Origin of the sequence: Streptomyces sp. NPDC046203, from assembly GCF_040646255.1 — a bacterium.
Taxonomy (GTDB): domain Bacteria; phylum Actinomycetota; class Actinomycetes; order Streptomycetales; family Streptomycetaceae; genus Streptomyces.
Map to the genome: position 1 here is coordinate 12,009 of NZ_JBEYZX010000016.1, position 13,516 is coordinate 25,524.

6 protein-coding genes are annotated in these 13,516 nt (G+C 74.5%); 4 read left to right on the top strand and 2 right to left on the bottom strand.

The features are described from left to right. Positions 1 to 32: 32 nt before the first annotated feature. The gene (locus ABZ990_RS15070; protein WP_361230857.1) at positions 33 to 866 is read right to left on the bottom strand and encodes a hypothetical protein; all 834 of its coding nucleotides are present in this window, start codon (positions 864 to 866) and stop codon (positions 33 to 35) included. Positions 867 to 975: 109 nt separating this feature from the next. After that, a complete protein-coding gene (locus ABZ990_RS15075) occupies positions 976 to 3,597 on the bottom strand; it encodes a lysylphosphatidylglycerol synthase transmembrane domain-containing protein (RefSeq protein ID WP_361231031.1) in 2,622 nt (873 codons plus the stop codon). Positions 3,598 to 3,794: 197 nt separating this feature from the next. On the opposite strand from ABZ990_RS15075, the gene ABZ990_RS15080 reads away from it, so the two are divergent. The 4 genes from ABZ990_RS15080 to ABZ990_RS15095 all read left to right on the top strand — a co-directional run bounded on the left by ABZ990_RS15080 (position 3,795) and on the right by ABZ990_RS15095 (position 13,510). Continuing rightward, positions 3,795 to 4,157: an MGMT family protein gene (locus ABZ990_RS15080; protein ID WP_361230859.1), complete on the top strand. Its 363-nt coding sequence runs from the start codon at positions 3,795 to 3,797 to the stop codon at positions 4,155 to 4,157. Between the two features lie 468 nt (positions 4,158 to 4,625). After that, positions 4,626 to 8,180, top strand: coding sequence for an ATP-dependent DNA helicase (locus ABZ990_RS15085; RefSeq protein ID WP_361230861.1), 3,555 nt, complete (start codon positions 4,626 to 4,628; stop codon positions 8,178 to 8,180). Positions 8,181 to 8,690: 510 nt separating this feature from the next. After that, entirely contained in the window at positions 8,691 to 9,536 is an 846-nt protein-coding gene (locus tag ABZ990_RS15090) for a hypothetical protein (RefSeq protein WP_361230862.1), read from the top strand. 173 nt (positions 9,537 to 9,709) lie between these two features. Continuing rightward, positions 9,710 to 13,510, top strand: coding sequence for a UvrD-helicase domain-containing protein (locus tag ABZ990_RS15095; protein ID WP_361230864.1), 3,801 nt, complete (start codon positions 9,710 to 9,712; stop codon positions 13,508 to 13,510). Positions 13,511 to 13,516: the final 6 nt, after the last annotated feature.

A 13,516-nucleotide genomic window follows, 5' to 3' on the forward strand; every position in this document is an offset into this window, starting at 1 on the left:
CGAGGCGCGGCGCCCGGGCGCGGGGCCCGGTCTCAGTCGTGGTGGAGGGAGGGGAGGGCTTGCCAGTCCGGATGCTCCCAGCGGGCCGGTCCGGTGAGTCCGAGGAGCCGTATCCGCCGCGGCACACTCTCGGGCACCCCTTCCAGGGCTCGCAGCCGAGGTACGGCGTGCCGGAGCAGCCAGGCCGTCAGCTCGTCGCGGAGGGCTTCCGAATCGGGGTCGACTTCCGGGTCGGTGTTCCAGACCCGCCAAGGGAGCGTGTTCTCCCGCAGCAGGTCGTACTCCCAGCGGGCGGCGGCCTCGGCCAGATGCCGGCCGGCCACGGGGTGGTCCCGTGCCTCCCAGATGTCCAGCCACGGGCCGAGCGTGCCGGACGCCTCGAAGCACAGCACGAGGGCCGCGTGCGCGGGGACGGTGGGATCCGGGGTGTCGAGGAGGTCGGTCCACCAAGCCCGCAGGAACTCCCGCACCGCCGCGCGCTGCGGCGCGGGCCACCGCTGCCACCGGCCACGGCCGAACGAACGTCCCGCCTCGTCCATGAGGCAGTCGGGGACGAGGCCGTCGGCCAGCTGCCGGGCGAACTGCGGCAGGACGCGGCGCAGCACCGCGCCGTGGTCGTCCCAGTCGGAGGCCCGCCAGGTACGGAACAGCAGGTCCGGGGCGAGCGGGACGTCCGGGATCTTCAGCAGCGCCAGTTCGTCCGCGTCACCCCAGTGGCACACGCACTGGACCTCGTCGGCGCGGGCGGTCATCCCGCGAAAGACCAGGTCGATACGGTCCAGGGCGCGGTCGAGCCGGAGCCGGGAGGGAGTCCGGGGCCGGGCGGGAGCCGCGGGTGTGGCGTCAGGTGCGGCGTCAGGGTTCATGGGCGGGTGGCCTCACGGGGACTCCGGACGGCTTCCACCAGCCGAAGATCGCGACTTTACGTGGCCGGGGGCCGGGCCGCCAAGGTATCCGGCCCCCACGCCACCGGGCCTACAACGCCTCGCGCCTGGTCAGCCAGTTGAAGCAGATCCAGCCCGGCAGCACCGGCAGCCACAGCGTCAGCAGCCGGAACAGCAGCACCGCCGGAGTGGCCACCTCGATCGGCAGCCCGACCGCCAGCAGACCGGCGATCAGCGCGCCCTCGACCGCGCCGACACCGCCCGGCGTCGGCGCCGCCGAGCCGAGCGCGTTGCCCGCGAGGAAGACGACCGCCACGCTCGCGTAGCTGACCGAGACCGCCCCGTGCCCGAACGCCTGCACCGAGGCGTCCAGGCAGAACACGAACGACGCGGTGAGCAGCAGCATGCCGCCGATGCCGGTGACCAGCTTCATCGGCCGCTGGACCACGTCCAGCATGCGCGGCACCACCCCCGCGAACAGCGAGCGAAGCCGCGTCGAGACGAACTTGCGCATGAACGGGATCGCCGTGACGACGAGGACCAGGACCGCGACCGTCAACAGGCCCGCGATCACCGTCCTCGACGGGGTGAACGACTGCGTCTTCTCCGTACCGGTCAGATAGCCGAAGGTCAGCAGGAGCGCGATGTGCGCCCCGAGGCCGAAGAGCTGCGACGCGCCGACGCTCGCCACCGCGAGCCCCGGGCGTACGCCGGCGCGCTGGAGGAAGCGGGTGTTCAGGGCCACACCGCCGACCGCCGCCGGCGCGACGATCTTCACGAACGAGCCGGCGACCTGCGCCACCACCGTCCGCCGGAACCCGACCCGCTCCGGCACGAAGCCGAGCAGGCTCATCGCCGCCGCGACATAGCTGGCCGCCGCGAACAGCACGGCCGCCCCCACCCACCACCAGTCGGCCTGGGCGATCGTCGACAGCGGGGTCCGGGCGATCTGCCCGAGCAGGAAGTACGCGCCGATGGCGCCCGCGATCAGCGACACCAGGGTGCGCGGCTTGATCCGCTCCAGACGGACCGGCTCCACCGGGGCCTGCGGCCGCATCAGGAGCACCTGCTGCCGGATCTGGACCAGCAGATCCTCCTCGCGGGCCTCGTCCAGGGCCTCGTCCAGCGCCCGCTTCTCGGCCTTCTTGTCGGCCTGCTTCTCCGCCCGCGCTTCCTTGCGGTCGGTCGTCAGATTGGCCTTGGCCCGGGCCTCGGCCCGTGCCTCGCGGGCCGCCTCCGAGGCCGCGAGGACCATGTCGCGCTCCCGCTTGGAGCGCTCGCGGCCGAGCCGGCGCAGCTCGGCGCGGGTCGACCGGCTGAGCGCGATCGGCTGGAGCAGCGGCATGCAGCCGGCGATCGTGTCCGGCCCCATGACCTCCACGGCCATCGCCACCGCCCGCTCGGCTCCCACCCGCAGACCGAGCGTGGTGAGCAGCTGTGCGATGTCCATCCGCAGGACCAGGTCGCCGGCGGCGATCTCGCCGCCCCGCAGATCCGTGAGGATCACCTTGCCGGAACGATCCACCAGGATCGCGTCCCCGGCGAGCCGGCGGTGCGCGATCCGCCGCGACTGGAGCGCCTTGACCTGCCGCCAGGCGCCGCGGACCAGATCGTCGGTGATCTCGTCGTCGTCCAGCGAGTCCAGGGTCCGGCCGCCGAGGTGCTCGTAGACGAGCATCACCGCGTCGGGGCCCAGCTCGGAGGTGGCGATCAGCTTCGGCGCGTTCGCGCCCGCCGCGATCGCCGCGTACGCGAGCAGCGCCTCCTGTTCCAGGGCCTGGCGCAGGGAGAGGATCGAGCGGCCGGTGGTGATGGAGCGCAGGGTGAGGCGGCGCCAGGCGCGGTAGAAGAAGCCGTGCGCCTGCTGCTCGCGGTCGACGACCGTCACGTCCAGCGGCGGGCCGTCCTCCAGCGTGACGACGTAGTGGCGGCCCCGGTCGCCGGTGTCCGACGCGTCCGGCACGCCCTCGGCGCGCAGCGCGGTCACCGGCCGGAAGCCGACCCGGCGCAGTCCGGCGAGGAGGGTCTGCCCGGTCGGCCGGACGTTGGGCGAGCCGACCGCGTACAGCGTCCCGTACGCCACGGTCCAGCCGATCAGCACGGTGAGGATGATCGAGAAGGCGGTGGTGTAGCCGGCCACCAGCATCGTGAACGCGTCGAGCAGCAGCACCACCCAGAGCACCACCCGCCAGCGCGGGCGGCGGGCCATGCCGACGGCGGTCATGTACGCGATGACGGGGGCGAGGTAGTTGTGGACGGGATCGCTCAGTCCGCCGCCGGACTGCGGCTGGGTCAGGGCGTCCTGGATGCTGCCGGGTGCCACCTGCGCCACCCACAGATCGGTGGCGAGGGTCACGCCGTGGGCGAGGACGGCGGCGAGGACGCCGTCGGCGATCCGCAGCCCGTCGCGTTTGATGAGCCGCTCGATGGCGAAGGCGACCGGGACCAGCAGGACGGCGATCGAGGAGACGAGCCCGGCGAGCTTGACGAAGATGTCGGGGGCACCGCCGGCGCCCTTGTTGATGTCGTGTTCCAGGCCGGAGGTCGTGCCCTGGGCGAAGGCGGCGATGGCGAGGACGAGGGCGATGGCGAGGATGCCGACGAGCAGCCGCATCAGATCGGACGGCCGGTGCACACGCGCGGCGAGCAGGGGCTCGTCGCCCGATACGCGCTCGGATGCGCGTTCGGGCCGGCTGTCGTGCGCCATCACCATGTCCGTCTCTGCGTGCACCGCGTGCTCAACCGCGTGCTCATCGGCTGTCGTCGGGCGGACCGGGGCCGCCGCGTTCGTCTTCGTCGTTACGTTTTGTTGATCTCGTATCACCAGTCACCGCCCGCACGATGGTGGCACGAAGTGAGCCCGAACGGAGGCATCAGGGGGTTGTCGGTGCCGTACGGCAGGATGGGCCGATGCAGACGTACGAGCCGCCCGAGCTGCCGGAGTACGCGGAACGAGTCCTTCAGGCCGCCGAGGACATCCCGCCCGGCCGGGTGATGACCTACGGTGACGTCGCCGAATGGCTCGGCGAGGGCGGCCCGCGCCAGGTCGGCCGGGTCATGGCGCTGTACGGCGGCTCCGTGCCGTGGTGGCGCGTGGTGCGCGCGGACGGCACGATCCTGCCGGGACACGAACAGCGCGCCCTCGGCCACTACCGGGCCGAGAACACCCCACTGCGCGACCCGCGCGGAAGCGGCGTCCCGCGCCTGGACATGCGCCGGGCGCGCTGGGACGGCGAGGGGGCGGGCGCCGGGGAGCCCGGCACCGACGGCTGAGGCGGTTGGGACGGCAGAGACGGCTGAGGCCGCTGGGACAGCCGAGGCGGCTGGGGCAGTCGAGCCAGCCGCGCCAGCCGAGGCCGCTGAGCCCGCTGAGCCCAGGACAAAACCAGAGCCACAGCCACAGCCAGACACAGATGTACGAGACAGCCGGACCAGCCTGATCGCGACACGTCGCCTCAGCCAGACCCGGTCCAAAGTCGGCGGGATCCGCGACAGCGGGGCTCGGGAGGCCGTGGTCGGGGACGACAGGGCCCGCGAGTCCAGGGCGCGGCAGCGCGCGTCACCGACCACCCGGACCGTCGCGTGTGAGATACCCGCGCCCGGGGTCCGGACGCGTGAGTTCCGGGCGTCCGATCGCGTAACGTCGAAGGTCGCGCTCCGCGCCGAGGCACCCCGGGGCCCGGGAGCCCCGAGCGCCCCGCGCACCGTATCCACGACACCCCAGCAGGACCGGCGACCCACGTGACTTCCTCCTCCGCCCTTCGGCAAACGCGGGGCCCCGGCGCGTACCGGCTGGTCCGGGCGGTGCCGGCACCGGTGCGGCCCCCTCTGCTTGACGCGACGCAGCGGGCGGTGGTTGAGCACCGGGACGGACCGCTTCTCGTCCTCGCGGGCCCCGGCACCGGCAAGACGACCACGCTGGTCGAGTCCGTCGCCGCCCGGATGGAACAGGGCACCGACCCCGAGCGGATCCTCGTCCTCACCTTCAGCCGCAAGGCCGCCGTGGAACTCCGCGACCGGATGGCGACCCGGCTCGGCGGCCGGCGCCCCCCGCAGGCCACCACCTTCCACTCGTACTGTTACGCCCTGATCCGCGCCCACCAGGACGCCGACCTCTTCGCCGAACCCCTGCGCCTGCTCTCCGGACCCGAGCAGGACCTCGCGGTGCGCGAACTGCTCGCCGGACAGATCGACCTGGAGAAGGCCGGCCTCGGCAAGGTCGGCTGGCCCGACGAACTGCGCGCCTGCCTCACCACCCGAGGCTTCGCCGACGAGGTCCGCGCGGTCATCGCCCGCTCCCGCGAGCTGGGCCTCGGCCCGGACGCCCTCGATGCCTTCGCCCGGCGCGTCGGCCGGCCCGACTGGCGGGCGGCGGCCGGCTTCCTCGCCGAATATCTCGACGTCCTCGACCTCCAGGGCGTCGTCGACTACACCGAGCTGGTGCACCGGGCCGTCCTGCTCACCGAGTCGGCCGCGCCCGGCGTCCTGCCCGCGTACGACGCGGTCTTCGTCGACGAGTACCAGGACACCGACCCGGCCCAGGTCCGGCTGCTGCGCGGGCTCACGGCCGGCACCACCGGTGCGGTCGTCGCCTTCGGCGACCCCGACCAGTCGATCTACGCCTTCCGCGGCGCCGACGTGAACGGCATCCTCGACTTCCCCGCCGTCTTCGGCGGACCGGTACGGGTCCTCGGCACCTCGCGCCGCTCCGGCGCCGCCCTGCTCGCCGCGACGCGGCTGCTCGCCCAGCGCATGCCGCTGCCCCGGCTCCCCGCCGCCCAGGCCCGCGCCCACCGCGCCCTGGAGCCGGTACGGGGTGGTGGCCGGGCCGAGGTCTACACGTACCCCACGCCCTCGACGGAGACCGAGAACATCGCGGACCTGCTGCGCCGCGCCCACCTGGAGGACGGCGTCCCCTGGCAGGACATGGCCGTCCTCACCCGCGCCTCGGCCCACCTCCCGTCCCTCCGGCGCGCCCTGACCTCGGCCGGTGTCCCGGTCGAGACCGACGCGGCCGACATCCCGCTGCGCCACGAGCCGGCCGTGGCCCCGCTGCTCCTCGCGCTGCGCGCGGCGGCGAACGGGGCGGGGACGGTCGTGGGTGAGGACGAGGCCACCGGGGCGTACGAGGAGGGGGAGCCGGAACCGGAGCAGTCGCCCGACGTCCACGAGGGCACCGACGCCGACGCCGTACCGCCGGAGCCCGCGCCCTCCGAGGCCGCCGGCCCCGACGTACCCGGGGAACCGGACGTACCCGGGCAACCCGACGTACCCGGAGAAGCAGCCCCCGCCACGCCCACGCCCACCCCCACCCCCGCCCGCGCCGGGTGGCTCGACGTCGAGACCGCCGTCGCGCTGCTCGCCTCGCCGCTCGCCGCGATGGACCCGGCCGATCTGCGGCGCCTCGGCCGGGCGCTCCGGGACGAGGAGCGGGCCGGCGGGAACAAGGTGCCCGCCCCGTCGGACGTCCTGCTCGCGCGGGCGCTCGCCGAGCCGGAGCGGCTGGTGGCGCACGACCGGACGTACACCCGGGGCGCCCGTATCCTCGGCGGGCTGCTGCGCGACGCCCGCGACACGCTCGCGGCCGGCGGCACCGCCGAAGAGGCGCTGTGGCTGCTGTGGAACGGCACCGGCTGGCCCGGCCGGCTGGAGCGCGCCTCGCTGCGCGGCGGCCCGGCCGGCCGCAACGCCGACCGCGACCTCGACGCCGTCTGCGCGCTGTTCGAGTCCGCCGCCCGTGCCGAGGACCGGGTCGGCGGCCGAGGCGCGCTCAACTTCCTGGAGGAACTCGACGCCCAGGACATCGCCGCCGACACCCTCACCCGCCGACACACCCGCCCCGACGCCGTCCGCCTGATGACCGCGCACCGCGCCAAGGGCCTCGAATGGAGCCTGGTCGTCGTGGCCGGGCTCCAGGAGGGCCGCTGGCCCGATCTGCGCCGCCGCGGCTCACTCCTGGAGGCCGACCGGATCGGCCGGGACGGTCTCGCCGAGCCGCTCACCCCCGGTGCCCTGCTCGCCGAGGAACGGCGGCTGTTCTACGTCGCCGCGACCCGGGCCCGCGACCGGCTCGTCGTCACCGCCGTCAAGGCGCCGGCCGAGGACGGCGACCAGCCGTCCCGTTTCCTGACCGAGCTCGGCGTCGAACCGAAGGAGATCACCGGCCGGCCCCGCCGCCCGCTCGCGGTCGCCGCGCTGGTCGCGGAGCTGCGCGCCACCACCGTCGACCCCGAGGCATCGCCCCGGCTGCGGGCCGCCGCCGCCGAACGCCTCGCCCACCTCGCCGCCCTCGCCGACGAGGACGGCAACCCGCTGGTCCCCGCCGCCCACCCGGACCGCTGGTGGGGCCTGGCCGAGCCGACCCGCAGCGCCGTGCCGCTGCGCGACCGCGACCTGCCGCTCGCCCTGTCCGGCTCCGCCCTCGACCAGCTCGCGAACACCTGCGCGCTCCAGTGGTTCCTGGGCCGCGAGGTCAGGGCCGACGCCCCCGCCACCGCCGCCCAGGGCTTCGGCAACGTCGTCCACGTCCTCGCCGACGAGGTCGCCTCCGGCCGTACGCCCGCCGACCTCGACGTGCTCATGGCCCGTCTGGAATCCGTCTGGGACGCCCTCGCCTTCGACGCGCCGTGGAAGTCCGGGCAGGAGAAGGCGAACGCCCGGGCCGCCCTGGAACGCTTCCTGCACTGGCACGTCCTGGACCGGGCCGGCCGTACCCCCGCCGCCACCGAGCACGACTTCGACGTGACGCTCGCCGCCGGTGCGTACCAGGTGCGCATCCGGGGCTCCATGGACCGGGTCGAGACCGACGAGCAGGGCCGTGCGTACGTCGTCGACTTCAAGACCGGCAAGTCCGCCCCGACCAAGGACGAGGTCGCCCGCCACCCGCAGCTCGCCGTCTACCAGCTCGCCGTCCGCGCGGGCGCCGTCGACGAGGTCTTCGGCGGCCGTACGCCCGAGCCCGGCGGCGCCGAACTGGTCCACCTCCGGCAGCCGGCGCCCAAGAAGGAGGGCGGGGACGCGCTGCCGAAGGTGCAGAAGCAGGACCCTCTCGAAGGCGGCGGCGGCGACGGTGCCGGGGGTACGGAGGGCGCCGGGGGTACGGAGGGCACGGACGGCGCGGGCGGTACGGCGGGGACGCCGGGGACGGCGGGTACCTGGATCGGCGACCTCCTCGCCACCGCCGCCGGCCGCGTGCTGGACGAGAGGTTCACTCCAACGGCCGGTCAGCAGTGCACCACCTGCTCCTTCCGGGCCTCGTGCAGCGCGCGACCGGAGGGCCGCCACATCGTCCCGTGACGGGGCTGCTGCCGCACGACTCCGTACGACTCCGCACGACTCCGGGACGGCGCCCGGCCCTGCCCCGGCCCTGCCCCGGCCCTGCCCCGGGTCAGGCCCGGCTTCGGCAGGGCTCCAGGACCGGCTCCGGGAGGCTCCGTGCCGCGGCCCGAGCCCGCTCGCGGTGCGGGCCGGGCTCGGCTCCGGCAGTCTGGGAGTCCGGTGCCCGCACGCGCGGGCACCGGACTGAAGAGCCCGACACCGAGAGACCCGGGGCCAAAGAACCCGGGAGACCGGGGACCGGGAGCCCCCGGAAAACCCGAGTAGCCGAGTAGCCCGAGAGACCCGAGAACCCCGGAGACCGGGAGGAGGCGGCCAGGGGCCCGGGAGCCACCAGGGCCCGGAGCCATCGGGACCCGCGCATCGGGACCCGGACCGGCCGGCCATCAGTCGAAGACCCTCACCCGAGGGCGTCCCAGGGGGGAATCCCACGAGGGAGACCCGGAAGGGGAATCCCGCGAGGAGGCTCGCATGGCGTCCCACACCCCGCTCCGCACCATCACGCTCCGCGCCGCGACGGTCGTCTGTGCCGTCCTGGTCAGCGGCGCCGTGCCCGCCACCCTGGCGCACGCCCAGGCCGCGGCGGTGGCGGAGGTACCGTCCCCGACCCCGAGGCCGTACTCGAACCTCACCCCGGCCCAGATAGCCGACAAGGGCATAGCCGCCACCAAGACGGCGACCTCGTTCCGGATGTCGGGCCATGTCATGGCCAACGGGCGCGCCGCCGACGTGGACATCTCGCTCAACCAGAGCGACTGCGCCGGTACGGTCAAGCTCCGCGGCGGTTCCGGCGAGGTGCGACAGGTCGGCGGCACCACGTACATCATGGGCGACGACGGGTTCTGGCGCGCCTCCATGGCCGGACAGAAGATGAGCCAGACCCAGATCAACGAGGCCGTCACCAAGCTCCACGGCCACTGGCTGCGCATCCCCGCCGGGATGAAGGACAGCCGGGGGATGAAGATGGAGCAGTGCAACGTGAAGTCCATCGCTGCCGGAATCGGCAAGTTCAGCACCATGCACGGCCAGATCGTGCGCGGTCCCGACGCCACGGTGAACAACACCCCCGTCGCCACCGTGATCAAGCGGAACAACGTCTCGGCCCACGGCCGCACCCACGAGGAGACCAGCACGCTGTCCGTCGCGGCGCACGGTACGCCGTACGTGCTCAAGGCGGTCCGGACCGGCGGAGGCAACAGCGGGACGCTCACCTTCTCCGACTTCAACAAGACGGTGAAGGTCACGGCACCGCCCGCCAACCAGACCGTCGACGTGTCCTCGATGAAGATGATGTCGCCGTCCCCGTCGCCGTCCTGAGCGGTGACCCGGCTCCTGTGACCGGCCCCCTGTGACCGGCCCCCTGTGACCGGCCCCCTGTGACCGGTCTCTCCCGCCGGGCCGGTGTCCCCGGTCCCGGCGGGAGTCCGCGCCGGGACCGCCGGCCCGACCAGGCACCGCCGGAAGATCGTCGAGAGGCGTGACGGCGGAGGATGTCGGCGGACCCCGTTAGCCTCTTTGGAGTGACCTCACGCCTGACCGATCCCGAGCAGCTGAAGGAGCTGCTCGGGATCCCCTTCACCCCGGAGCAGACGGCCTGCATCATCGCGCCGCCCGCCCCGCAGGTCATCGTGGCCGGAGCCGGTTCCGGCAAGACGACCGTGATGGCCGCGCGGGTGGTCTGGCTGGTCGGCACCGGGCAGGTCGCCCCCGAACAGGTCCTCGGCCTGACCTTCACCAACAAGGCCGCCGGCGAACTCGCCGAGCGCGTGCGCACCGCCCTCGTCCGGGCGGGCGTCACCGACCCCGACCCGGTGCCCCTGACGGCCCCGGCCAGGATCCAGGCCCCGGGTCCGCGCCCCGGTCAGGCCCCCGCCCCCGGCCCCGGCCAGAACCCTGCCCCCGACCAAGCCCCCGACCAAGCCCCCGCCCCCGGCCAGGACCCCGAGGACCCGCCCGGCGAGCCGCGCATCTCCACGTACCACGCCTTCGCCGGCCAGCTCCTCACCGACCACGGTCTGCGCATCGGCCTGGAGCCCACCTCCCGCCTCCTCGCCGACGCCACCCGCTACCAGCTCGCCGCCCGCGTCCTGCGCGAGGCCCCCGGCCCGTACCCCGGGCTCACCCGCTCCTTCCCCACCCTCGTCGGCGATCTGCTCGCCCTCGACGCCGAGCTGTCCGAGCACCTGGTCGAGCCCGAGCGGCTCATCGCGTACGACACCGGGCTGCTCGCCGACCTCGCCGGCGCCAAGCTCACCAACGCTGACCTGCGCAAACTCCCCGAGGCCGCCGTCGCGCGCCGCGAGCTGCTCGATCTGGTCATCCGCTACCGCGCCGCCAAGCGTTCCCGCGATCTGCTCGACTTCGGCGACCAGATCGCCCTGTCCGCGCGGATCGCCACCACCCGGCCCGAGGTCGGGGCACTGCTGCGCGACGAGTTCCGGGTGGTGCTCCTGGACGAGTACCAGGACACCTCGGTCGCCCAGCGGCTGCTGCTGTCCGGCCTCTTCGGGCAGGGCACCGGGCACGCCGTCACCGCCGTCGGCGACCCCTGCCAGGCCATCTACGGCTGGCGCGGCGCCTCCGTCGCCAACCTGGACGACTTCCCCGTCCACTTCCCGTACGAGGACGGCCGGCCCGCCGCCCGGCACGCCCTGTCCGAGAACCGGCGCAGCGGCGGCCGTCTCCTCGACCTCGCCAACGGCCTCGCCGCCCCGCTGCGCGCGATGCACGCGGGCGTGGAGGCGCTGCGGCCCGCGCCCGGCGCGGAGCGCGACGGCGGCGTACGGATCGCGCTGCTGCCCACCCACACCGAGGAGATCGACTGGCTCGCCGACTCCCTCGCCCATTTGGTCCGCACCGGCACCCCGCCCGGCGAGATCGCCGTCCTGTGCCGCACGGCGACCGACTTCCCCGCGATCCAGGCGGCGCTCGTCGCCCGTGACGTGCCCGTCGAGGTCGTCGGCCTGTCCGGGCTGCTCCACCTGCCCGAGATCGCCGACCTCGTCGCCGTCTGCGAGGTCCTCCAGGACCCCGGCGCCAACGCCGCCCTGGTCCGGCTCCTCACCGGCCCCCGCTGGCGCATCGGCCCCCGCGACCTCGCCCTCCTCGGCCGGCTTGCCCGGCTGCTCGTCCACCGCCCCGGCGCGGAGAGCGAGGACGCCGACCAGCGGCTCGCCGCCGCCGTCGAGGGCGTCGACCCGGCCGAGGTGATCTCGCTGGCCGACGCGCTCGACACCTTCCTCGATCCGGCGGGCGCCGAGGACGACAAGCTGCCCTTCTCCGCCGAGGCCAGGGTCCGTTTCGCCCGCCTCGCCACCGAGCTGCGCGCCCTGCGCACCTCCCTGGCCGACCCGCTGATGGACGTCCTGCACCGGGTCCTCGCCGCCACCGGTCTGGAGGTCGAGCTGTCGGCCTCCCCGCACGCCCTGGCCGCCCGCCGCCGCGAGACCCTCGGCAACTTCCTCGACATCGCCGCCGGCTTCGCCTCCCTCGACGGCGAGGCCACCCTCCTCGCCTTCCTCGGCTTCCTGCGCACGGCCGCGCAGTACGAGAAGGGCCTGGACAACGCGCTCCCGGGCGGCGAGAACACCGTCAAGGTGATGACCGCGCACAAGTCCAAGGGACTGGAGTGGGACGTCGTCGCCGTGCCGGGACTCGTCACCGGGCAGTTCCCGTCCACCCGCGCGCGCGAGTCCTGGGCCGCGCAGCCGCAGGTCCTGCCGCACGCGCTGCGCGGCGACGCGGCGACCCTGCCCGCCCTGGAGGAGTGGACGGCGGCCGCCATGAAGTCCTTCAAGGACGAGATGCGCGCCCACCAGCACACCGAGGAACTGCGCCTCGGCTATGTGACCTTCACCCGGCCCCGTTCCCTGCTGCTCGGCTCCGCCCACTGGTGGGGGCCCGCGCAGAAGAAACCCCGGGGTCCGTCCGACTTCATGAGCGCGCTGTACGACCACTGCGCGGCGGGGTACGGCGAGATCGAGGCCTGGGCGGACGCTCCGGCGGAGGGCGAGGAGAACCCGCTGCTCGCCGCCGACCTGGCCGACCAGGCCTGGCCGCTGCCGCTCGACAAGGATTCGTTCGAGCGGCGGCGCGAGGCGGCACGGGCGGTGCTGGAGCGGCTGTGGGCGTACGGGCCCGAGGGCGCCGGATCGCACGGGTCGTACGGGGCGTACGGGTCGCACGAGGCGCAGGGGTCGTACGGCCAGGGCGGGCGTACAGCCCCGGCTTCCGCGACGGCCGAGGCTCCCGAGGACCCCTGGTTCCCGGACGAGCCGGACTGGGACGACGAGCCCGTCTGGGACGAGGAGCCGCCCCACAGCGCGGAGGCCCCGCAGGCTCCGGAGGCCCCCCAGGTCCCCGCCCCCCGCGCGCCGGAACCGGCTCCGGCCCCCGAACCGGCCGACCGGGACCGGGCCGCGTCCCCGGAGGATCTGCGCACCATCGAGTCCTGGGACCGCGACCTCACCGCCCTCACCGCCGAGCTGCACCGCTCCCGGGCCACCACCCGGGACGTCCTGCTGCCCGCGTATCTCTCCGCCTCCCAGGTGATCCGGCTCGCCGCCGACCCCGACGGCTTCGCCAAGGAGCTGGCCCGGCCGATGCCGAAGCCGCCGCAGCCGGCCGCCCGGCGCGGCACCCGCTTCCACGCCTGGGTCGAGTCCCGCTTCGAGGAACTGCCGCTGCCCCTGCTCGGCCCGGAGGAACTGCCCGGCGGCGAGGAGTTCGCGGGGGAGCCGGAGATCCGCGACGAGCGGGACCTGGAGGAGCTGAAGGAGGCGTTCGACCGCACTCCGTACGCCCGCCGCGTCCCGTACCGCGTCGAGGTCCCCGTCCATCTCTCCCTCGCGGGCCGGGTGGTGCGCGGCCGGATCGACGCCGTCTACCGGGACCCGGAGACCGGCGCGTACGAGATCGTCGACTGGAAGACCAGCCGGCTGCGCACCGCCGATCCGCTCCAGCTCGCCCTCTACCGGCTCGCCTGGGCCGAGCAGCACGGTCTCGACCCGGAGGAGGTGGCCGCCGCCTTCGTGTACATACGGACCGGGGAGATCGCCCGGCCCCGCCGGCTGCCCGGCCGGGCCGAACTGGAAGCCCTGCTGCGCGGCGAGGACCGCGCCGCCGCCGGAACCGCCGGGGACGGCGACCGGCCGGACAGTGACCATCCGAGCGGCGACCACCCGGACCACCGTCACCCGGACCACCGTCACCCGGACCACCGTCACCCGGACCACCGTCACCCGGACGGCGGTCACCCGGGCGTGGACGGAGTGCGCCCGGGCGCCGGATAGGCTCGG

What these genes read in the sequence shown, in the direction of transcription:
- ABZ990_RS15070 (WP_361230857.1), bottom strand. Translation starts at nt 866, where the DNA reads ATGAACCCTGACGCCGCACCTGACGCCACACCCGCGGCTCCCGCCCGG.
- ABZ990_RS15075 (WP_361231031.1), bottom strand. Translation starts at nt 3,597, where the DNA reads ATGGTGATGGCGCACGACAGCCGGCCCGAACGCGCATCCGAGCGCGTA.
- ABZ990_RS15080 (WP_361230859.1), top strand. Translation starts at nt 3,795, where the DNA reads ATGCAGACGTACGAGCCGCCCGAGCTGCCGGAGTACGCGGAACGAGTC.
- ABZ990_RS15090 (WP_361230862.1), top strand. Translation starts at nt 8,691, where the DNA reads ATGGCGTCCCACACCCCGCTCCGCACCATCACGCTCCGCGCCGCGACG.
- ABZ990_RS15095 (WP_361230864.1), top strand. Translation starts at nt 9,710, where the DNA reads ATGTCGGCGGACCCCGTTAGCCTCTTTGGAGTGACCTCACGCCTGACC.